The sequence below is a fragment of the Paenibacillus sp. A14 genome, from assembly GCF_036864815.1.
Taxonomy (GTDB): domain Bacteria; phylum Bacillota; class Bacilli; order Paenibacillales; family Paenibacillaceae; genus Fontibacillus; species Fontibacillus sanfengchensis.
In genome coordinates this window covers 1-21,413 of sequence record NZ_JBAGJD010000021.1, presented here as the reverse complement: position 1 = coordinate 21,413, position 21,413 = coordinate 1, and the positions used below count along the sequence as shown (strand labels likewise).

Sequence of the window (21,413 nt, the reverse complement as noted above, 5' to 3'; positions counted from 1 at the left end):
AACATGTTCAACATCCTGGTTGTCGACGATGAACCGCTCATTTGCAAAGGGTTGGCGGGGTTATTGACGTCCTCGGGCCTGGGGATCGGGCAAATCATGACGGCCTATAACGGCTATGAGGCGCTTGATTACGTCCGAATGGAGGATATCGACCTGATCGTGACGGATATCCAAATGGGTGAGATGAACGGCATCGAGCTGATGCATCAGGCGAAAATGATCAAGCCCTGGGTGCAGGCGATCATCATTTCCGCCCATGAAACGTTTCAATACGCCCAGATGGCGATCCGGCTCGGAGCCAAGGACTATTTGATCAAGCCGCTGAACAGCGGGCAGTTTCTCGATTCCGTGCGCAACACGCTGCTGAAGATGGATAAGCCGGTGCCTAAGATGGAGGAATGGCTGTCCGGAGACCGGGAGCATTTTCAGATGGAGGAGTCCCGGCCGGAGAATATCGAGCGGCTGAAGCGCCTGTTGGCGGATTCCTCCGAGTTTGGCCCGGATTCCGCGGAAACGGACGATCCGGACGATACGCGGAAGCTTGGGGTGTCGGGGCCTTATTTTTCCGTATTCAAACTGAAGCTGGCCCTTCCCGCCGGGAAGGAACAGACGGAGTACAAACAACGGGATGTCCGGCTGTTGCAGTACGCCGCGCTGAACATCGTCAAGGAGCTGCTGCATCAGGAATGGAACGCATTATCTTTTTACGTGAAGGATATGGAAATCGCCATCATTATGCAGTGGAGCGAGACGGAATACGCCGAACCCGGCGTCAACAAAATCAACCAGCTCGAAATGATCGGGCGTACCCTGCACCATCATGTTCACAAATATCTGGGAATGCTGTGCACCGTCGGAATCAGCCAGATTTTGAAAGGCATCCGTTTTCTTGGCGAATTGAGCCGTCAGGCGGACAAAGCGATCCTGTGGAGCGGAGAGCATGGGGATTACCACGTGTTTTATTATGGGGATTTTAACTGGCACAACTATGCCCAGGACCCGTCCCGGGAGGAGCTGTACACGCAAACCAACCGGATCGTGGACAGCGCCAAGGAGTACATTGAACATAACTATAAGCAGAAAGGCTTGACGATTCACGAGGTAGCCAAGAAAAACCACGTCAGCCCCAACTACCTCAGTTACCTGTTCAAGAAAAACACGGGCCACAATCTTTGGGAATACGTCATCAAGCTGCGGATGGAGGAAAGCAAGTCGCTCATTTTGAATACCGATCTGCGCCGTTACGAGATCGCCGAGCGGGTCGGGTACGAATCCCCGGAGCATTTCAGCAAAATTTTCAAAAAATATTTCGGCGTTAGCCCCAGCGAGCTGAAGAAGTAAGATCGGCCATACTTCACATAGTTTTAGACATGTTCGCGGTGACCCCTCTTTTCTACAATTGATAGAGGTAGTTCAAAAAGTCGTCTTTTGATCACGAAGCAGGTCAGGAAGCGGCTGAAAACCCGACTTTTTGAACTCGCACTAACAATAGACACTACGAAGAAAAGAGGGAGACAGATGGGGGAAACGGTCTTTGCGCCGGAGAGCGGGCTTCACGAAAAGGTGAAACCGGTTCAAACCAAACGGCGGCGTGGATCGAACTGGAAAAAATACATGATGGGGTATTTGTTCCTCGTTCCGGCGATCGTCATTTTTATCGTGTTTTTGTGGGTACCGATCGTGAAAGGGATGGTGTACAGCTTTTACCATATCGATTTCGTCAATGGGAACACCTTCGTCGGATTAGACAACTATGTTAAGGTACTAAGCAATCCGGACGTGCTGCTCTCCGTCAGAAATACACTTTATTACATGCTTTTGTGCCTGGTGATCGGGTTTTGGGTACCGATCGCGGTTTCCATTGCTATATCGGAGCTGAAGTTCTTCCAGGGCTTCGCGCGGATTGCGGCCTATCTGCCTTACGTCGTGCCCGGGGTCGTCCTGTACGGGCTGTGGAGATGGATGTACGACCCCGTCGGCCCGATCAACGCGGTGCTTGGCGTTTTCGGCGCCGATCCCATCGCGTTTGTCTCCGACCCGAAATGGTCGATGGTTTCGCTGGTATTTATGGAAACGTGGCAGCAGTTCGGCTCGGCGATGCTGATTTATTTGGCCGGGGTGCTGAGCATTCCGCGGGACTGGTACGAAGCGGCGGAAATCGACGGCGCGGGGGTCTGGAACCGGATCCGGTACATTACGCTGCCGTCGATGCGCAATTTGATCGCCTTGATGCTGATCCTGCAATTGATCGGGACTTCGCAGGCCTATCAGTCCCAACTGGCCATGCTCGACGGCGGCCCCAATAAGGCGACGCTCACTTATGCCTTGCTGACGGTAAAATACGCGTTCACTCAGCTGGATTATGGGTCGGGTACGGCACTGGGCGTTCTGATGTTCCTGGTGCTGGCCGTTCTGGGGATCGTTCAATTCAAGCTGAACAAGGAGGAGTACTAGCATGAAGGAAAGAGGGATTTTATCGCCGGCCGATCTGCGGAAGCCGTTAAATAAAGTCGTCTACGGCTTGATGATGCTGTGTATCGCGGTTATGGCGGTGACCATGCTGTATCCGATTGCGATGACGCTGTTTAACGGGCTCAAGAGCAACCCGGAGGTCAACTCGTTTCCGCCGCGCTTTTTCCCGCAGGAGTGGCATTGGGAAAACTTCTCCAGAGGCTGGGAGTTCATAGATCTGCCGACTTATCTGAAAAATACGATGCTGATCTTCGTCGGAAGTCTGATCATGATCATCCTCGTGCTGGGCCTTGCCGCGTTCAGTATCTCCCGGATTCGCGTCCCTTACGGCCGGGTCATCTATTTCTTCATTCTGATGACGCTGTTTATTCCGGCCTCCAGCTACATGATTCCGAACTTCGTCAACCTGAAGGAGCTAGGCTTGCTGAACACGTACTGGGCTTTCTGGCTTCCGGCGGGGGCCAGCGCTTACTATTTCCTGCTCATCAAAAATTTCTTCGACGGCATCCATCCGGAAATTTTCGAGGCGGCCCGGATCGACGGGGCTTCGGAATGGACCGGATTCATCCGCATCGCGGTGCCGCTGTCGGTGCCGATATTCGCAACGCTGGCGATTTTTATCTTTTCCACCGCGTGGAACGATTGGTTCTGGCCATCACTGGTCATGCAGACCGAAGACAAATACACGTTGGCTACGGCGATCTACAAATATGTGGTCAGCGCGCGCAGCCTGGATACCAACGTGAAGTTCACGATCCTTTTTATGGTGATGATTCCGCCGATCTTCGTCTTCCTGGTGTTCCAGAAGTTCATTATGCGCAGCGTCGGCTTGTCCGCCGTCAAGGGATAGCGCTTTCAGAATCGTAGGCCTGCACATGAAAGGAATACGATCACACATCGATTACCGGCATGTTCTCTTTTAAGATGAAGATGTCATTACAACATTAATATTACGAAAAGGGGAGTTTCAATGCGCAAGTTTTCTGTACTTTTGATGTGCCTTGTGCTGTTCGGTTCCTTGCTGGCGGCCTGCGGGGGCGGCGGTGGTGCCAAAAACAAAGCGGAGGGCGCGAACGGCACCGCCGGCAACACGAGCGGCAACAAAGCCGGGGACAACGGCGGAGCCTCGGGAGATACGGGGGATATTGCCCAGCGCAAGGTCACACTGAAGATTCACTATCCGCTGCCGGACGAAACGACACTGCGCAAGCAGGAAGACGATAAAATCGCCCGCTTCCAGGCAAAATATCCGAACGTAACGATCGTGAAAGACGACTGGGATTACGACGTAAACGAAATCGGGGCGAAGATGGCCTCTAACGAAGCGCCGACGTTCTACAATACCTGGGCGACGGAAGCTCAGTTGCTCGTGGAACGGGGCTGGGTGGCCGACATCACGGACCTGTGGAACAATTGGGAGTACAAGGACGAAATAAACCCTGTGCTGCAGAACCAATTCATTGTGGACGACAAAGTGTACGGCATCACGCAAAACGGTTACGTTACTTCTACAGTCATCAACAAAAAGCTGTTGGATGACAAAGGCGTGTCGATGCCGGCGTTCGACTGGACGTGGGACGATATGTACAATGTGGCCAAGGGCACGGCCGATCCGAAGAAGGGCATCTCCGGCATCGCGCCGATGGGGAAAGGGAATGAAGCGGGCTGGAACTGGACGAACTTCCTGTTTGAACTCGGCGGAGACATCCAAACGAGCGAAGGCGGCAAGCTGACGGCGGTGTTCAACTCCGAAGCTGGCGTCAAAGCGCTGGATTTCTACAAAAAGCTGAGATGGGAAGCGAATGCGATTCCGCAGGACTGGGCGCTCGGTTGGGGCGATGCGATCAGCTCCTTCAAGCAAGGGCGGACGGCGATGGTGATCGCCGGGGCGTTCGACGTGATTCAGGCGGCGCTGAACGAGGGCGGCATGAAGCCGGAAGACGTCGTCGCCTATCCGATGCCTGCGGCTGAAAAAGGCGGCAAGCATTACGGCATTTTGGGCGGCAACTACCTCGTCATCAATCCGAACGCGACGAAAGATGAGCAGGAGATGGCGTTCCGCTATATTACGTTCGACTATTTTACCGATGACGCCCTTAAATCGGTGGAGGATACGATCAAAGCCCGCAAGGACGAGGGCAAGTACTATATTCCGACGCCGCTGGAGTACTTCAGCGATGACTCGGAATATGCCGCCAAAGTGAAAGCCATTTACGACAAATACGACAATGTGTACAAATACGATCCACAGCTGTTCAGCCTGCTGGAAGGCAAGCCGGAGGCCCAATTCGGCACGCAGGATTACTACGCGACGATGTCCAATGTCGTGCAGGAGTCGTTCTCGAAGAAAGACACGAACTCCAAAGAGCAGTTGGACGTAGCGGCCAAATACGTACAGGAAAATTTCTTCAACAAAGCGCCGCAGAAGTAAGCGAATGCAACGGAAAAAGCCGTCCCGGTCTTCGGGACGGCTTTTGATATGCGGATTGCCGGTTACTTCCACACGTCTGCGGCGATTTCCACGACGTGGCGCAGTTTGGCCCACTGTTGCTCTTCGGCAACCAGGTTGCCTTCCTCGGTGGAAGCAAAACCGCACTGCGGGCTTAGGCAAAGCTGGTCGAGGCTCACGTAACGGGCGGCTTCGTCGATACGCCGTTTGATCGTGTCCGGGTTCTCGAGCTCCCCGAACTTGGATGTGACCAAGCCGAGCACGACTTGCAAGTCGGGTCTATTCACATAGCGGAGGGGTTCGAATCCGCCGGAGCGTTCATCGTCGAACTCCAGGAACAGCCCGTCCAGGTTCAGGCCGCCAAAAATCGCTTCCGCCGCCGCGTCGTAGCCGCCGGAAGCGGTCCAGGTGGAGCGGAAATTGCCGCGGCAAATGTGCATGGTGATAGCCATGTCCGCCGGGCGATTTTCGATCGCCTCATTGATGATTTTGGCCGATAGCTCGATCATGGCCTCGGGATCTTTGCCTTCCGCGCGGAGCTTCTCCCGGGACTCTTCCGTAAAGAAGCCGGCCCAGGACGTATCGTCCAGCTGGAGGTAGCGGCAGCCCGCATCGTAGAAAGCGCGGATCGCTTTTTGATAGGCCAGGGTTACATCACGGAACAAGACTTCTTTATCCTCATAAATAGGCGTTTCGATTTTACCGCGGTAGTAGAGCATATTAGGGCTCGGAATTGTCAGTTTTGCCGTATGCGAGCCGGCCAGTCCCTGCAAAAATTTGAAATGTTCCAGCATCGGGTGGTCGCTGAAATCGAGTTTGCCGGTGACTTTGATGCTGTGGGCTTTCGTTTGCACCCCATGGAACTGGATGCCGCTTTCCGGTTCATAGCCTTGTACGCCGTCGAGATTCTCGAGAAAATCAAAATGCCACCATGCCCGGCGGAACTCCCCGTCGGTGACGGCCTGAAGGCCGATTTCCTTCTGTTTCCCCACAATGCGGCGGATTTCTTCATTTTCGGTTTCCCGCAGCTGTTCGGCCGACAGACTGCCGGCCGCGCGCTGTTCGCGGGCTTTTTTGATCGCTTCGGTCCGGAGCAGGCTGCCTACCTGATCGGCCCGAAACGGCGGGATGCTGCGTTTTAGGGACTTCGTTGCGGATTGATTCAAGGTACTCCCATCCTTTAACTAGATATTTCGCTGCCTTTTCGGTCCGTAGGCCGGCCGGGGACAGTGTTCTGGTATATCATTCTATTATACGTGAATGCGCTAATGAAGAATAGCGGTAGAGCAAAATCCGCCGCTGCCGCCGCGCCCGCCGCTGCCGCGTGCGGGCTAAGCATAGACCCGGCCATCGTATAGAGATCCCCGGAAACGCCGGATGCCCCGCGGCCATGCCGAACAGCGGCATCGCCAGATGAAGGGATAAACAGGTAATGGTCATGAAGGCAAACACCCACGGGGACAGAGAAGTATAAGCGGGCCAGATTGCAGCCGCAAATCACGCCGATCACAATGCTGGTGGGCGTGATTAAGGGCATCATCCGGTTCAGTTGCCGGTTTAGTGTTTGCTGCATGGCTCGCTATTTAGGTTGAACTAAAGAATTGGCGTTGGGCAACGGTGGTAAATGGTTTCGGAGATATGTTGCCAACATCCACAATTGTAGAGATACAAGCGCTATCGTTGGAGTCAGTGCACTAACGGGAAAACCTCCCGTTAATGTATCGCTCTTGGCTCTTGGATCGGATTTAGCTGGAAAAGTTCCATCTATTTCGCGGCCCAACAGCCGATATACACAATTTCAGGCGAATTAGCGGGAGGTTCTCCAGCTAAATCGTCTTTTCAGCCGCATACGCCCCAAATTAACGGGAAGAATTCCCTTTAATTCGGGCCAAGAGTATGCAAAGAACCCGTTACACAGATATATAAAGGCCTTTTGCGACGCTATTTTGTCGAATTCGGCTGGGCGGTGTAAAGCAGCGGCTTTTTAGGCCCTTATTCCGGGAAAAAGCAGGCCAAACCCCGATTTCGGTGCCCGCAACAGGGCAATAAGGCCTTTTTTGACCGCTATGATCCCCGTGGAGCCGAATCGGGCCGAAATAGCGGCCCCAAAGGCCCCAAAAGGTCGCTACTTCAGCGGGCGGCTATGGAAGTTGCGGGGCGCGGGGTTCAGCCCGTCTACGCTGAGGCGAAGAGTTTTAAAATAAGCAGCATCATGTCAGAAGTGGTGCAACGTCAGTGCCTGGAAGTGCGTTCGGCATCTTGATAGCCGCAGGCTTACTACGATTCGGGGTGGGGGGATGTAAATGAAGATGAAAATGATACCACCATTGAACACTCAGAAACTAAAATCTAATAGAAAATTAGCCATAGTGCTTATTTTTGGTCTGTTAATGCTTGTTGGTTGTTCCAAATCATCTCCCAACACCGTTATGAACGAAGTTGACCATACTATGATTTCGTATGAGCAGTATCGGGAGTTGTTCAGAAATATGGCGGCGCAGTTGGAGTTGCCATCGTCAAAGCTGATTGAAAAGACGGACGATATTAATTTGGTGGCCATCGACAAGGAGTCTTCATTTGGAAAAAGATCAATTTTGACGCTGGACGGGGAACAGTCGAATACGGAAACGCAGGAGAGGATCTATTATCAAGACAAGAAACAGGTGATCACGGTCATCGATTTGGTTTATTTAAATGCTTCGCTCGGCAAAGATATGATCTTTTGGCCCACCAATTCGACGGATACCTACAACGAACATGACTTTTTGCACAATTACGATGAATGTATGCTTTCATACAACAATATTTTAGTGAAAATAAGCCGAATCTCGCCGGAGGGCGGCTTGGATTTTTCGGATATGCGGCAGACGGTCCAAGCCGTTGCTTCCTACCTGCAGTCCTATAAGCCCTAATCACAATAAAAAGAAGGCTGCTTGGTTAGATCAAGCAGCCTTCTCTGTTTATCGGGCTATTTCCTTAAACGCCGCTTCCGCCGCTTCCAACGTGAAGTCGATGTCTGCTTCCGTGTGGGCGGTCGTCAGGAACCAGGCTTCGTATTTCGACGGAGCCAGATTGACGCCGCGGTTCAGCATGGCGCGGAAGAAGGCGGCGAACGCTTCGGTGTCGGTATCCTGGGCTTCCGCGTAATTGGTGACCGGATGATCGCAGAAGTGCGCCGAGAACGACCCGCGGATCCGGTTGATCGTCAGGGGCACCTCGTGACGGCGGGCCGAGTCGGCCAGGCCGTCCGTCAGCTTGATCGTCAGGCGCTCCATCTCCTCGTAGACGCCGGGGCTTTGCAGCACCTCCAGGCAGGCGATGCCGGCGGAAATCGAGGCGGGGTTGCCCGCCATCGTCCCGGCCTGGTAGGCCGGGCCCAGCGGTGCCACCTGCTCCATGATTTCCTTGCTGCCGCCGTACGCGCCGATCGGCAGGCCGCCGCCGATGATTTTGCCGAGCGCGGTCAGATCCGGCTTGATCCGGTCATGATGCTTCAGCCCGGCGTACGTTTGGGCGGAGCCGTAATGGAACCGGAAGGCGGTGATCACCTCGTCGTAAATGACGAGCGCACCGTACTCCCGGGCCAGCCGGCACAGTTCCTCAAGGAAGCCGTCCTTCGGCATAACCATGCCGAAATTGCCGACGATCGGCTCAACCATGACGGCGGCGACGTCGTCGCCCCACCGGTCGAGCGCCTCCTTCAGCGCCGAAGCATCGTTAAACGGCACGGTAATCACCTCGTGGGCGATGCTCGTCGGAATTCCCGCGCTGTCGGGAATTCCCAGCGTGGACGGACCCGATCCGGCGGCGACCAGCACCAGGTCGGAATGGCCGTGATAGCATCCGGCAAATTTGATAATTTTATTGCGTTTCGTATAGGCCCGCGCCACCCGGATCGTCGTCATCACGGCCTCGGTTCCGGAGTTGACGAACCGGACCTTGTCCATCGACGGAATGGCTTCCTTCAGCATGGAAGCCAGCCGGATTTCCAGCTCGGTCGGCGTGCCGTAAAGCGTGCCGTTCGCGGCCGCCTCCTGGATCGCCTTCGTCACATGCGGATGGGCATGTCCGGTAATGATTGGGCCGTAGGCGGCCAGATAATCGACGTATCGGTTGCCGTCCACGTCCCAGAAGTAGGCGCCTTGGGCTTTTTTCATAAAGACGGGCGCCCCGCCGCCAACCGCTTTAAAAGAACGGGAGGGGCTGTTGACGCCGCCGACAATGTGCTTTAGGGCTTCTTCATAGAGAAGCTCGGATTGTTTTCGGTTCATTGAAGATAACTTCCTTTCGCAAATAGGTTCGGATGGCGGGCCGCCGTAAGGAGCCCGCCGGCTTCCTGCCGGGCAGGGGCTTTAACGCCGCCCCTGGCTTCATGGTCCGGCGGAAGCGGCCGGCGTCGAATCCGATCTTGCAGAATCCGCCCCCGACCCGGAGCCTGATTTTGAGCTTCCCGTTCCGCCCGCGTCGCTGTCCGAATTCTTCGATTCCCCGGTCGTTGGCGTTCCGGTCGTAGTTGTCTCTGTCTCTTTCACTTTGGTGAATACGTTCTGCACGTATTCCTTCAGTTCGTCTTCGCTGCGTACGCCAAGCACATCCGAGCCGCCGACCTTCCTCTCCACTAGCAGTTCCATCGGCGGAATCTGCTCGCTGGAGCCCATTTGGCTGTCGTAGCCCACGGTGGCGAGCTTCCACATATCCTCCACGGACAGGTTTGTATCGATGTAAGGATTGACCTTTTCCAGAATCGTCGGCAGCTTCATGATCGAGGTCGTTGATTTCAACTTTTCCGCGACGGCCTTCAGGAAGTTGCGCTGACGCTCCGTCCGCGTGAAATCGGACATGGCGTCATGCCGGAAGCGCACGTATTGCAGGGCGGTTTTGCCGTCCAAATGCTGCTGTCCTTTTTTGAGATCGATATCGTATTCATGATTATCCGCTTTGCTGGTGTAACGCATATCTTTTTCAACGTAGAAATCAACCCCTCCGACCGCATCCACCAATTCGATGAATCCCCGGAAGTCGGTATACACATAATACTGGATCGGAATGCCGAGCAGATCGGACACAGCTTTCATCGCCGTATTAGGCCCATGCGTAATAGCGGTATTAATGCGGTCGGAGCCGTGTTCGGGAATCTCGGTATAGGTGTCGCGCATAATGGAGAACAGGTGGATTTTCTTGGCAACCGGATCAAGGGAGGCGACCAGCATCGTATCGGAGCGGGGGATCTCGCCCTTTTTCAAACCGCGGGCATCCACGCCCATCAGCAGAATATTAACGCGCTCGGTACCTTCCCATTTGGGGGGTTCGGGGACTTTGGTTTCGGTAGGTTTTACATTATAAAAAGGGGAATCTTCGCCGCTTTTTTTAAAATTGTCGACTTGATTGTATATAGCGATAAAATAGTAAGCCACGAGGGCGGCGACAGCGATCAGAACTCCGGCCACAGACCAAAGGATCGCCCGCTTTGTGCGTTTTGTCATTTTGTTCGTCCTTTCAGCGTAAAACGGATAAATTCGCTTGTTTTATGGATGTCTTCATTTCATTACATTATAATTTCTTTTATATTTACAATCAATTTATCATAATTAACCATTTTTTAGACGAGATAGGAGCAAAACGGTGATGGAAAATCAGGTACAACCGGGACAACTCGTCCCCGACTTCACGCTTCCGGCCAGCGGAGGGGGAAATATTACTTTAAGCTCATTACGCGGCCGCAAGGTGGTCATTTACTTTTATCCGAAAAATATGACGCCCGCCTGCACGCAAGAGGCCTGCGATTTCCGCGACCGGAGCGGACGGCTTCAGGAGCTTGGCGCGGTGGTTCTCGGCATCAGCGGAGACCCGGTCAAATCCCATGACCGTTTCAGGGAGAAGCAACAACTGCCTTTTCCTTTGCTGTCGGACGAAGATCACGAAGTTTGCCGGTTGTTCGGCGTCTGGCAGCTCAAAAAGCTGTATGGACGTGAATACGAAGGCATTGTGCGTTCCACCTTTTTGATCGATGAGGAAGGTCGTCTGGTTCAGGAATGGCGGGGAGTCCGGGTCAAAGACCATGCGGAAAGGGTCGTCGAAGCCGTCCAAGCTTTGCGGTAAAAAGAGGATCGTCCGTCTGTCGGTTTCGGCAGGCCTGGGCGGTCCTTGTTATATATATACACTATATATCGACCTGACTTTCCCGAAATTGAAGAAGTCTATTTTCTTCTCTACCTTCATACAATCTACCAGAAAGACTAAGGATTGATATAAACGGTGGAGGTTGAGATATATGAGAAGAATGTGGAGCACGCGGTTCAAAACCATTCGGGGGGCGGTGCTGGCAACGGTTCTGTTCACGGCGGCGGTATGGACGTTCGGAGAGAGGGAGGCGGGTCTGGCGCCCGGTTCCGCACAGCCCTTGGCTCAGGCCGCGCAGCAAATGCCGCGCAAATCCCATGAGGTTCGGGAGAGGGAGAGCGCTGTGAAGCCGCTACTAAGCCACGGAAAAGAAAAAGAAAAAGACGGAGCCGCGGGGGCGGACATCGTATTGGCGAACGGGGCCGGCAAGAAAGAGAAGGTAGTCTACCTTACCTTTGACGACGGCCCGAGTAAGCTGACGGACGAGGTGCTGCGCATTTTGGCGGAGGAGCGGGTGACGGCGACTTTTTTCGTTCTGGGAAAGCAGGCGGAACGGTCCCCGGAAGTCATACACCGCATCGCGGAAGCCGGCCATGCGCTGGGCAATCATACCTATAATCATGAGTACGGCGAGCTTTATAAAAGCTTTCCGGAGTTTTGGGAGCAGATCAAGCGGACGGAAGAAGTCCTGCGGGAGATCACGGGGGAACGGCCCGAGATGGTCCGCGCTCCCGGCGGAACCTACGGGCATTTTGACAAGACGTATTTCAACCTGCTGAAACTGGGCGGCTACAAGGTGTTTGACTGGAACGTCGACAGCGGGGATTCCAAACGTAGAAATGTGCCGGCGTCGGAAATCCTGTCCAACATCAAATCCGCCAAGCTCCAAAATGAAATGATTGTCCTTCTGCACGACGGTCCCGGACATAAGGAGTCCGTCAAGGCGCTGCCGGATATCATCCGTTTTTATAAAAAGCACGGCTACATCTTCCGGGCCCTAACCCCGGAGCAGGAACCGGTGCAGTTTACCCTGGCGGATGCATCCAAAACGCGGAAGAAGTCCGCTCCATCCCGAAGCTGGATCGAGACGCACGTCACGCCGAATGCCGAGCTTTTCGCCCCCGGCCGGCCGCTGTTGGTGGAGGCTGGAGGCGTGGGAATCCGGCTGGATGCCGGGGAATACGAACTGAAGGAAGGACAGTATATCGTACCGCTAAGGGCCACGATGGAACGGTTGGGCGCTGAAGTCAGTTGGAATGAGCGGACCCGGTCTGCCGTGATCCGTTGGGGGGATGTAACCCTAAGAGTGAATGCCAAGGCGGACACTTTAGCCCGGGACGGAGTTGGGGTTGCCGGGAAGCCCCTCGTCTATGAAACCCGGTTTAGCCCGAAGAACGGATCTTTGTGGGTATCCTTGAAGCCGCTCCTCGAACTGACGGGTCATCCGATAGCTTCGGTTTCCATGAGAGAGACGTCCGTACGAGTAAAGGCTATGTAGTACGCGTATTCTTCCGCTGCAGCATGTCTATGACGACTAGTTTTTGGGGAAACTGGTTGATAGATTTGTTGGAGATGGAGGGATCATAATGGACCACGATCAAGCCCGTGTGCTTCTGGATAGGCTGGTTGAACGCGTAGAACGGAACATTATCGGAAAAAGGGAAGAGATTGTGCTTGCCGTCGTGTCGATGCTGCAGGGCGGGCATATCTTGCTGGAGGATGTGCCGGGGGTCGGCAAAACGATGTTGGTCCGCACGCTGGCCGCTTGCGTGGGAGGCACGTTCGGACGGATTCAATTCACCTCCGACTTGCTCCCCGGCGACGTTACGGGGGTATCCGTTTACTTGCCGCATACCGGTCAGTTCGAATTCCGTCCCGGGCCTATTCACGCCCATATCGTTCTGGCGGATGAAATCAACCGGGCGGCGCCCCGGACGCAGTCCGCGCTTCTGGAAGCCATGGAAGAGCGGAAAGTCACCGTGGACGGGGTGACGCGCGCGCTGCCTCAGCCGTTCCTGCTGCTGGCCACGCAAAATCCGCTGGATTATGAAGGAGCGTACCGGCTGCCGGAGGCGCAACTGGATCGTTTTTTAATGCGCTTGTCCCTGGGCTACCCGGAGCCGGAGCAAGAAATCGAAATGCTGAATCGCATGCAGGAGCCGCCCGCCGACATCAAGCCGGTTCTTTTGCCCGAAGAAATGCGGGTCATGCAGCGGCAGGTAAGGACCGTACTGGTGGATGAGCGGATCAAGAAGTACTTGGTGCTGGTTGCGGATGCATCCCGGCGTCATTCCCAGCTGTCGCTCGGCATCAGCCCCAGGGGGACGCTAGCCTGGATGGGTGCCTCCCAGGCGATGGCTTATTTTGAAGGCCGCTCCTTCGTCATTCCCGACGATGTCAAACGGGTGGCGAGACCCGTCCTGTCCCATCGCCTGATGCTGAAGCCGGAAAGCTCGCTCGCCGGGGTCAGCCCTGAGCAAGTGGTGGGCGACTTGCTGGATCACGGAAATATTCCGGTATTTCACAAGGCCTCGGGAGGCGGCCTATGAATAAAGGGTTCGGCATCTGGATTTTGATGGCTTTGACCGCTGGTTTCCTGGGAGCTTTTTACGGATGGAGGGGAGGCACTTCCCTGTTGTTCCTGTTATTGCTGATCCTGCTGGTCGCGCTGCAGGGAGCGGCCGCCCAATGGCTGGGTCCCAGGCAGGTTCATGTGGTGCGGAACTATTATCCGCAACATCCCAGGGCGGGTGAGCCTGTTGAGGTAACCGTGCGCGTTTCGCTCGATGGGGGCTCTCCTCCCTTATGGATCCGGGCGGACGACGAATGGCGGCACTCCGGCGATCGAGCGGAGCCGCAAGGAGAGGGGCTGTCGGGAGGCAAGCTTGTATTTGGCGGTTGGCGCAAGGAATGGACCGGGACTTATGATTTGAAGCCGGTAAAACGCGGCGTCTACCGAGCGGAGGGGATGCGGATTACCTGGGGAGATTCCTTCGGGTGGTTCAAGCGTACCTTCCGCGCGGACGCGGGCGATGTATTGATCGTTCATCCCGCTCCCCTGACCGCGCTATCCGGCGGAACGGGTCCGTTCGATCCCAACGCGGACGGCGCGGGAACCGGACGGACTCCCGAGCTTCCGTCCGCTCCGGACTTGGGGCGTTTGCGCAGCTATGCGCCGGGAGATCCGCTCCGGCATGTACACTGGAAGAGCTCCGCCAAAAAGGGAGCTCTGTTGACGCGCGTGCCCGACGAGCTGGTGGCCCCCTCCCGCTGCCTGCTGCTGGATACGTCCCCTAAGGCGTATCCAGCGGGCGGCGGGGCCACGGCCTCGGGCGGGTTCGAGCTGGCCGTCAGCGCGGCGGCGGCCTGGCTGGACCGCGAGCTGGCCCGCTCTGGCGAGGTGGACTTCCGCCTCGGCGACGCGGCGGCGCGGGACGGCCGACTGGCCTGGAGGAGCCTCTCCGGCCGCCATGGGCTTAAGGAGGGGCTTGATCAACTCGCGGGAGCGGCGCCCGTTGCGGGCCTGTCAAGCCCGGATCTGCTGCAAAGGGCTTGGCCCCTCGCCAGAGGCCGCTCCATGACGTTCATCACCGGTTTCCTGACGGCGGAACTGACGGAGGCGGCGCTGCTTCTGGCGGAGCGTGGGGCGGTCCTGGAAATTTGGTGCGCCGGTCTGCGGGAGCAGGATTTCGAAGCCGCCCGACATGCGGCCCGGTTGCGCGAAAAAGGCCTGCGGCTTATCGATCTCAGCCGGTATCAGGGCGGGCTGCCGGGTTTTTCGGAAGGAGGAGCCGGCCATGTCATCGCCTAAGCTGCAGAATGGCGGTCCGCCGATTCCGTTGCCGTCCGCGGATCCCGGGCTATCTGCCGCCGCTCTTCCCGCGCCAACCCGGCGACGGTCTTTATCTTTCTGGCAGCCCCTTCTATTATCCGCCCTCCTCTTCGGGTTGTTCGGAGAGTGGCTTTATCCGCTGCGCGCTTTTATGGCGGGCGAACCGAGCAGGATCATCGGCCTCTTTCTCGTCTTGACCGGTATATTGCTGGTATCGGGCTGCCTGCGTCTGCCCTCGTATTTGTATGCCTTCATCCCGCCTCTCTTGATCGGGGGCTCGATGTTCTTCTTGTACGGGCGCGGAGAAGGAATGTCCTGGATTACCGGATTCGCCCGGCTTCTGTCGGCGGACGTGACGGAGATTCTGCAGACCGGCCGGCTTTACGGAATCAGCGAGGAAACCCGTTTTCTGCTGCTGCTGATCGGCTGGACGCTGCTGGTGGTGTCCGTGCAAATGCTGGCGCTCAGCAAGCAAAGCATCCTGCTGTTTTTTCTGGCCACACTGTTTTATTTGTTGCTGCTTGAGATGACCGGCAGCGTTCAGGCGTTTCCCGGGCTTGTGCGCTCTGCCGGATGGGGACTGGCCCTGCAGGCCCTGCTGTTCCGCCGTCATCTTCGCCTTGTCGCCACTGGCCGGGATGACGGGGGCCATGCCGACGGCACGGGCGGCAGTGTGACCGGCGGCTCCACGGGAGGCGGCGGCTTGCTGGCCGGTACTTCTACGGCCGCCTTATGCGTGCTGGGCGCTTGGGCGCTGAGCCTCCTGCTTCCGGTTCAGCCGGTCCGCAGCATCCCGTGGAACCAGGTGATTCACGCATGGGAGGACTGGGGCGGCGCGCGCCTGACCGGCGGTACGCCGGACAATTACGCCCTGTCCGGCTACAGCAAGGACGACACGCGGCTCGGTGTTCCGCTGCGGCTGCGGCATGAGACGTTTTTTACGGCCGTTTCGCCTCAACAGACCTACTGGCGCGGAGAGAGCAAAAGCGTCTACACCGGCCGGGGGTGGTCTGCATACTCCGCCGGTTCCCGCTCGTCCGCGGCGTCGAGCTTGGCGGAGGTGAACGAGGCGCTGTCGAAGGAGCGGGAGCTCGGTCCTCCCGTCAAAACGATTAAGCAGACGGTCGTTTTCAAAGGTCAGGTGAACGGAACAACCCCGCTCTTCGGCGGCGGGCTGCCGCTGAAAGTGGAGCGCCTTTTTTCGGAGCGCCCCGGGGAGTTCGGCCATGCGGACACCCGCTATGATCGTTACGCCGATGCCGTTTACGCGGAGCGCAGCTCCTCCCGGCAAAAACTGTACGGCTACGAGCTTACGGCCATCGCACCTTCCGCTGCGCCGGAACGGCTGCGTCTGGCGTCGGGAAACGATCCCGACGAGATTTCCGCGCGGGAACTGCAGCTGCCGCACACGTTATCCGAGCGGGTAAGGCGGCTTGGCATGGAGCTTACCTCCCGGCAGGCGAACCGATACGATGCGGTACAGGCGGTTTCTGCGTATTTGGAGGAACGCTATGTTTACAGCTTGGACACGAAGATTCCCCCGGAAGGAGCGGACTTTGTCGACTATTTTTTATTCGAACAAAAAACCGGGTATTGCGATCACTTCTCGACGGCCATGACCGTGCTTCTTCGCAGCGGCGGCATTCCCGCCAGATGGGTCAAAGGGTTTGCCCCCGGAGCCGCCGCTTCGGATGACGAGCATCGCTATGAGGTCAGTTATGCGGATGCCCACTCCTGGGTGGAGGTCTATTTTCCCGGGGAAGGTTGGATTCCGTTTGATCCGACCCCGGGTTATGAACCCGCTTTGGCGGCCGAACTGCCGGATGCAACCGGCGGAGAGCCAAACCATAAGGGAGGGGCTGTGGATTGGGATAAACTGCTGGCCTTTGCGGGAATGCTGGTGGAGAAGGGAAAAGCCTTGCTTTTTACCGGCTGGAGTTTGGTTCGAACGCATCTGCTTCTTTTGACAACCATCCTGCTGGTCTTGGTCTTTGTCATTTCTATGGCGGTGATCCACAGAAGAACCTGGTTCCGTCAGAGCGGTTATCTGATTTGGTTGTATGTGCTAAAACGCCGCCGCCGTTTTCCCGACAGGAAGGAACTGTTGCGAGCGGCGGATTATGTATGGCAAGAGCTGAGCCGTTCCTATGGCGGAAAAACCGCCGCGATGACAGGGCGGGAATATGTGGAACATATTACGCCCAAGTATGGCGGAGAGGCCGGGCAATTAAGCCGCTTTCTCCGGGATTGGGAACACCTTTACTACGGAGGGGGCGGACTGGACCGGACACGGAGCCGGAATTTCCTCAAATTATGCCGGAAGCTGGCGTTTCCGGAGCGCTGAACATGCCGTAGTATGCGCCTTGACGACCTCTTTTGTCGTTTCGTATAATTAGTTTCATTAATTGAGGGAGGCTCGGTAATGAATAAGCCAAATGAAATGATTGTGGTTCTCGACTTCGGGGGCCAGTACAATCAACTGATAGCCAGACGAATCCGGGATTTGGGAGTATACAGCGAACTGCTGCCGTTCAACACGCCGGTCGAGCGGATTCGTGAGCTTGCGCCAAAAGGCGTTGTGTTTTCGGGCGGACCTTCCAGTGTTTATGCGGAGGATGCCCCGCACATCGACCCGGCGGTTTACGATGTCGGCGTGCCGATTTTGGGGATTTGTTACGGAATGCAGCTGATGGCGCAGCAACTGGGCGGTAAAGTGGAACGGGCCGCTAAACGTGAGTACGGGAAAGCGGATGTCATGTTTGCCGAGAACTCGGCGCTGACGAAAGGCCTTGAGGCCAAACAGACGGTATGGATGAGCCATGGGGATCATGTGGTGGAGCTGCCGGAAGGATTCGTGGTGGACGCGTCCACCGACCATGCTCCGATCGCCGGCTTTGCAAATGAAGCGAAGAACATGTACGGCGTCCAGTTTCATCCGGAAGTACGCCACTCGGTGAACGGCAACGAGATGATCAAAAACTTCATCTATGAGATCTGCGGCTGTGAAGGCAACTGGAGCATGGAGACTTTCATTGAGGACAAGGTCCGCGAAATCCGCGAGAAAGTCGGGGATCAAAAGGTTCTGTGCGCTTTGAGCGGCGGGGTCGATTCCTCCGTCGTGGCCATGTTGATCCATAAAGCGATCGGCGACCAACTGACCTGTATGTTCATCGACCACGGTTTGCTCCGCAAAGGCGAAGCCGAGAGCGTGATGGAGACTTTTGTCGGCAAATTCGACATGAAGGTCGTCAAAATCGACGCCCGCGAGCGTTTCCTGTCCAAGCTGGCCGGAGTCGACGATCCGGAGCAGAAGCGGAAAATCATCGGTAACGAATTCATCTATGTATTCGAGGAAGAATCCGGCCGGTTTGACGATTTCAAATATTTGGCGCAAGGTACGCTCTATACGGATATTGTCGAGAGCGGCACGGCTACGGCGCAGACCATCAAGTCTCACCATAACGTGGGCGGCCTGCCGGAGAATATGAAATTCGAGCTGATCGAACCGCTGAACACCTTGTTCAAGGATGAGGTGCGTAAAGTAGGCGAAGAATGCGGTCTGCCCAAAGAAATCGTTTGGAGACAACCGTTCCCGGGCCCTGGCTTGGCCATTCGCGTGCTTGGCGAAGTGACGGAAGAGAAGCTGAAGATCGTTCGCGATTCGGATTATATTTTGCGCGATGAGATCGCCAAGGCCGGACTCGACCGTGAAATATGGCAGTATTTCACCGCGCTGCCTAACATGAAGAGTGTTGGCGTTATGGGCGACGCTCGTACGTATTCCTACACTGTTGGCATCCGTGCCGTAACATCCATCGACGGTATGACCGCCGACTGGGCACGTATCCCTTGGGACGTGCTGGAGAAGATCTCGGTGCGCATCGTCAATGAAGTAGAGAACGTTAATCGCGTGGTTTACGACGTGACGTCGAAACCGCCGGCTACGATTGAGTGGGAATAGGAAAGTTAGAGGAGTACCAGCTAAAATAAGCTTGATTAAAAGAGCTATCCTGAGGGCAAACTTTGTTTTGCTTAAGGGAGGGCTCTTTTTTTTCATCGGAATTCGTGATATGCACTTTCAATTAGGGAACACTAATCGTATTAAAGAGTAAAAATACTTCAAATTTATCATAAAAGCGAACAATATATGGTTATGAATAATTTAATATTCGCTTTTTTGGTTGACAATCTTCGGGTTCGGGCCTAGAATAAGTCGTGTGACAAGTCTTGAAACCAGGACTTGTTCGGAAATTTCGACAAATTTCATCCACGCTTTTCGTATAATTCCGGGAATGGGCCCGGAAGTCTCTACGAGGTCACCGTAAATGATCTGGCTACGAAAAGAAGAAGCGGCCGATATCTATCGGCGGGAGATGTAGTGGCAGCGGCACGTTTATCGAAAGACGTGGCTCTGCCGCGCGTTCATACTCCTGATGCATTCTTCTTCTGCGCTGTCACGGTACCCGGGGATATCAATTGGCCCCGGGCTTTTTGTCGTTTCCGACTCATAATAAGGAGGAGTTTTTGAATCATGGATCGGTTTTTTAAGCTGAAACAGAATGGTACGACAGTTCGTACGGAGATTATGGCCGGCCTCACCACGTTTATGGCCATGGCTTACATCCTGACGGTCAACCCCAACACGCTTACGGCATTCGGCCAAATCGACATGGGCTGGTATTCTGTTTTCCTGGCGACAGCTCTTTCGGCTGGCATTTTTACGATCGCAATGGGTCTCTTTATTAACTTCCCAGTAGCTCTCGCACCAGGTATGGGTCTGAACGCTTACTTTGCCTCTGTAGTGCTTTCTTCGGCAACGACGGATCATCCTTTTACTTGGGAGATGGGCTTGACCGCCGTATTCATCTCCGGTTTGATCTTTATTCTGCTTACCGTAACTCACGTTCGCCAAATGCTGCTGGAGGCAATTCCGGACGCATTGAAGCACGCGATCACGGTGGGGATCGGTTTGTTCATTACGATTATCGGCCTGAAAAATAGCGGGCTGATGACGATCGGTGTCGAAGCCGGCAGCGATATTCCGGCTCATAAATTTACCGATGTATTGTCTTTTGAAACTGTCATTCACCTGGGCAGCCTGGATAACACGAACGTTCAGCTTGCTCTTATCGGATTGCTGTTGATCGGCATATTGATGGTGCTTCAAGTTCGCGGTGCCATTTTGTTCGGGATTCTGGGCACGACGGTGATTGCCATGTTGATGGGGGCCGTCGATTTCAACTCGGTAGCGACAAGTGAAGCCAAGTGGATTCCGGATTTTTCCGAAATTAATTTCATGAGTTTCGACTGGCAAGGAATCATGCACACGGGGATTATTTCCGCGATTGCTACATTTACGTTTGTGGAACTTTTTGATACTTTCGGAACGCTGGTTGGTACGGCCACTCGTGCAGGTATTATGAAGAACCCGGACGAAGGCAAAAAACGTGTCGGTAAAGCGATGCTCGTCGACGCGGTTGCCGTTACCGGCGGTGCGATGCTGGGAACTTCCACGACGACGGCTTATGTTGAAAGTGCGGCTGGGGTTGCGGAAGGCGGACGTACCGGTTTAACTGCAGTAACGACCGGGGCGTGCTTCTTGCTCGCTCTGTTCCTGGCGCCGATTGCCGCTCTGATTCCGGGGTCGGCCACGGCCGCGGCTCTGATTATCGTCGGCGTGCTGATGGTTCAGTCGATCCGTGAAATAGACTTCCAGGATATGGTTGTCGCCATCCCGGCGTTCCTGACGATTACAATGATGCCGTTCAGCTATAACATTGCCAACGGAATCTCATTCGGCATCGTGTTCTACGTCGTGCTGGCTTCCATTGCGAACTTGCGCAGCAAAACGAAATACAAGATTCACTGGATGATGTGGATCCTCGCCGTTCTCATCATTGCCCGGTATGTGTTCTTCGGAAGTCAAGGTTAAGTCAAGTTGGAGAAAAAACAGCCTGTCTGAGCGATCTTTCGCTTAGGCGGGTTTCTTTCTATATTATATAGTAGAAAAAACTCCACCGAACATCGCCGGAACATGGTTTGGATATTTGATGCAGTTTACTCAGGTTTTACAATTTGTATTTGCGCGCCATGTCTGGTATATTAATAAATGTCGCCGCGAGCGACAGCATTAAACGACAAAGAGCAAGACATTACGACAAATCGTGGTAAAAAATAGTTCTTGCTTTTAGAGTAAATGCTTGCTATACTATAAAAGTTGCCGCTGATGAGGCGATGGCGAAAGAAACAAAGTTGATCTTTGAAAACTGAACAACGAGTGAGTATTAAAATGAGAAGTAAAATTCTCGTCAGATTCAAAATGAGCTATCAGCTTATTCAATAAGTTTGAACTTTATTGGAGAGTTTGATCCTGGCTCAGGACGAACGCTGGCGGCGTGCCTAATACATGCAAGTCGAGCGGACTTGATGGAGTGCTTGCACTTCTGATGGTTAGCGGCGGACGGGTGAGTAACACGTAGGCAACCTGCCCGTAAGACTGGGATAACTACCGGAAACGGTAGCTAATACCGGATAATTTAT

Annotated in this window: 16 protein-coding genes, 1 rRNA gene and 1 riboswitch; of the genes, 13 read left to right on the top strand and 4 right to left on the bottom strand. The window is 54.9% G+C overall.

Translation table 11 applies throughout. The features are described 5' to 3' along the window. Positions 1 to 3 precede the first annotated feature (3 nt). The 4 genes from V4U88_RS25995 (at position 4) to V4U88_RS25980 (ending at position 4,903) form a co-directional block, all read left to right on the top strand. Positions 4 to 1,341, top strand: coding sequence for a response regulator (locus tag V4U88_RS25995; RefSeq protein ID WP_334076099.1), 1,338 nt, complete (start codon positions 4 to 6; stop codon positions 1,339 to 1,341). Positions 1,342 to 1,518: 177 nt separating this feature from the next. Continuing rightward, a complete protein-coding gene (locus V4U88_RS25990) occupies positions 1,519 to 2,454 on the top strand; it encodes a carbohydrate ABC transporter permease (RefSeq protein ID WP_416367304.1) in 936 nt (311 codons plus the stop codon). A 1-nt stretch (position 2,455) separates the two neighbouring features. Continuing rightward, positions 2,456 to 3,322, top strand: coding sequence for a carbohydrate ABC transporter permease (locus tag V4U88_RS25985; RefSeq protein ID WP_334076098.1), 867 nt, complete (start codon positions 2,456 to 2,458; stop codon positions 3,320 to 3,322). A gap of 120 nt (positions 3,323 to 3,442) precedes the next feature. Then, entirely contained in the window at positions 3,443 to 4,903 is a 1,461-nt protein-coding gene (locus V4U88_RS25980; RefSeq protein WP_334076097.1) for an ABC transporter substrate-binding protein, read from the top strand. Positions 4,904 to 4,965: 62 nt separating this feature from the next. On the opposite strand, the gene V4U88_RS25975 is transcribed toward V4U88_RS25980, so the two are convergent. Together V4U88_RS25975 and V4U88_RS25970 are read right to left on the bottom strand one after the other, a co-directional pair. Then, positions 4,966 to 6,087 (bottom strand): 5-methyltetrahydropteroyltriglutamate--homocysteine S-methyltransferase, encoded by a 1,122-nt coding sequence (locus V4U88_RS25975; RefSeq protein WP_334076096.1) that lies wholly within the window; start codon positions 6,085 to 6,087, stop codon positions 4,966 to 4,968. A gap of 14 nt (positions 6,088 to 6,101) precedes the next feature. After that, entirely contained in the window at positions 6,102 to 6,494 is a 393-nt protein-coding gene (locus tag V4U88_RS25970; RefSeq protein WP_334076095.1) for a hypothetical protein, read from the bottom strand. 856 nt (positions 6,495 to 7,350) lie between these two features. Between V4U88_RS25970 and V4U88_RS25965 the strand changes: the two genes are divergently transcribed. After that, complete coding sequence (locus tag V4U88_RS25965) at positions 7,351 to 7,833, top strand: hypothetical protein (RefSeq protein ID WP_334076094.1); 483 nt, start codon at positions 7,351 to 7,353, stop codon at positions 7,831 to 7,833. A 48-nt stretch (positions 7,834 to 7,881) separates the two neighbouring features. Here V4U88_RS25965 and V4U88_RS25960 read toward each other — a convergent pair whose 3' ends face one another. Both V4U88_RS25960 and V4U88_RS25955 read right to left on the bottom strand, forming a co-directional pair. Then, positions 7,882 to 9,192, bottom strand: a complete 1,311-nt coding sequence (locus tag V4U88_RS25960) for a glutamate-1-semialdehyde 2,1-aminomutase (protein ID WP_334076093.1) — start codon at positions 9,190 to 9,192, stop codon at positions 7,882 to 7,884. A gap of 99 nt (positions 9,193 to 9,291) precedes the next feature. Beyond that, positions 9,292 to 10,404, bottom strand: a complete 1,113-nt coding sequence (locus V4U88_RS25955) for an LCP family protein (protein WP_334076092.1) — start codon at positions 10,402 to 10,404, stop codon at positions 9,292 to 9,294. 142 nt (positions 10,405 to 10,546) lie between these two features. Here V4U88_RS25955 and bcp point away from each other — a divergent pair, with 142 nt between their 5' ends. From bcp to V4U88_RS25915, 8 genes are all read left to right on the top strand, one after another. Next, positions 10,547 to 11,020 carry a thioredoxin-dependent thiol peroxidase gene (gene bcp / locus V4U88_RS25950; protein ID WP_334076091.1) on the top strand — a complete coding sequence of 158 codons (474 nt, stop codon included), beginning with the start codon at positions 10,547 to 10,549 and terminating at the stop codon, positions 11,018 to 11,020. A gap of 172 nt (positions 11,021 to 11,192) precedes the next feature. Continuing rightward, on the top strand, positions 11,193 to 12,539 hold the full coding sequence (locus V4U88_RS25945) for a polysaccharide deacetylase (protein ID WP_334076090.1): 1,347 nt from the start codon (positions 11,193 to 11,195) through the stop codon (positions 12,537 to 12,539). Between the two features lie 88 nt (positions 12,540 to 12,627). Continuing rightward, positions 12,628 to 13,590, top strand: a complete 963-nt coding sequence (locus V4U88_RS25940; RefSeq protein WP_334076089.1) for an AAA family ATPase — start codon at positions 12,628 to 12,630, stop codon at positions 13,588 to 13,590. Then, positions 13,587 to 14,852 carry a DUF58 domain-containing protein gene (locus V4U88_RS25935; RefSeq protein WP_334076088.1) on the top strand — a complete coding sequence of 422 codons (1,266 nt, stop codon included), beginning with the start codon at positions 13,587 to 13,589 and terminating at the stop codon, positions 14,850 to 14,852. Before V4U88_RS25940 ends, V4U88_RS25935 begins: the two co-directional genes overlap by 4 nt. Then, a complete protein-coding gene (locus V4U88_RS25930; protein WP_334076087.1) occupies positions 14,839 to 17,217 on the top strand; it encodes a transglutaminase-like domain-containing protein in 2,379 nt (792 codons plus the stop codon). The genes V4U88_RS25935 and V4U88_RS25930 overlap by 14 nt, the downstream gene beginning before the upstream one ends. Before the next feature lie 78 nt (positions 17,218 to 17,295). Further along, complete coding sequence (gene guaA, locus V4U88_RS25925; protein WP_334076086.1) at positions 17,296 to 18,834, top strand: glutamine-hydrolyzing GMP synthase; 1,539 nt, start codon at positions 17,296 to 17,298, stop codon at positions 18,832 to 18,834. Positions 18,835 to 19,129: 295 nt separating this feature from the next. After that, a riboswitch (purine riboswitch) is annotated at positions 19,130 to 19,230 on the top strand. Between the two features lie 174 nt (positions 19,231 to 19,404). Continuing rightward, positions 19,405 to 20,805: an NCS2 family permease gene (locus V4U88_RS25920; RefSeq protein ID WP_334076085.1), complete on the top strand. Its 1,401-nt coding sequence runs from the start codon at positions 19,405 to 19,407 to the stop codon at positions 20,803 to 20,805. Positions 20,806 to 21,225: 420 nt separating this feature from the next. Further along, a 16S ribosomal RNA gene (locus V4U88_RS25915) occupies positions 21,226 to 21,413 on the top strand; the annotation flags it as partial.

Coding starts and splice junctions, on each gene's coding strand:
- V4U88_RS25930 (WP_334076087.1), top strand. CDS start 14,839: ATGTCATCGCCTAAGCTGCAGAATGGCGGTCCGCCGATTCCGTTGCCG.
- V4U88_RS25935 (WP_334076088.1), top strand. CDS start 13,587: ATGAATAAAGGGTTCGGCATCTGGATTTTGATGGCTTTGACCGCTGGT.
- V4U88_RS25970 (WP_334076095.1), bottom strand. CDS start 6,494: ATGCAGCAAACACTAAACCGGCAACTGAACCGGATGATGCCCTTAATC.
- V4U88_RS25965 (WP_334076094.1), top strand. CDS start 7,351: ATGAACGAAGTTGACCATACTATGATTTCGTATGAGCAGTATCGGGAG.
- guaA (WP_334076086.1), top strand. CDS start 17,296: ATGAATAAGCCAAATGAAATGATTGTGGTTCTCGACTTCGGGGGCCAG.
- V4U88_RS25955 (WP_334076092.1), bottom strand. CDS start 10,404: ATGACAAAACGCACAAAGCGGGCGATCCTTTGGTCTGTGGCCGGAGTT.
- V4U88_RS25980 (WP_334076097.1), top strand. CDS start 3,443: ATGCGCAAGTTTTCTGTACTTTTGATGTGCCTTGTGCTGTTCGGTTCC.
- bcp (WP_334076091.1), top strand. CDS start 10,547: ATGGAAAATCAGGTACAACCGGGACAACTCGTCCCCGACTTCACGCTT.
- V4U88_RS25985 (WP_334076098.1), top strand. CDS start 2,456: ATGAAGGAAAGAGGGATTTTATCGCCGGCCGATCTGCGGAAGCCGTTA.
- V4U88_RS25920 (WP_334076085.1), top strand. CDS start 19,405: ATGGATCGGTTTTTTAAGCTGAAACAGAATGGTACGACAGTTCGTACG.
- V4U88_RS25960 (WP_334076093.1), bottom strand. CDS start 9,192: ATGAACCGAAAACAATCCGAGCTTCTCTATGAAGAAGCCCTAAAGCAC.
- V4U88_RS25990 (WP_416367304.1), top strand. CDS start 1,519: ATGGGGGAAACGGTCTTTGCGCCGGAGAGCGGGCTTCACGAAAAGGTG.
- V4U88_RS25945 (WP_334076090.1), top strand. CDS start 11,193: ATGAGAAGAATGTGGAGCACGCGGTTCAAAACCATTCGGGGGGCGGTG.
- V4U88_RS25940 (WP_334076089.1), top strand. CDS start 12,628: ATGGACCACGATCAAGCCCGTGTGCTTCTGGATAGGCTGGTTGAACGC.
- V4U88_RS25995 (WP_334076099.1), top strand. CDS start 4: ATGTTCAACATCCTGGTTGTCGACGATGAACCGCTCATTTGCAAAGGG.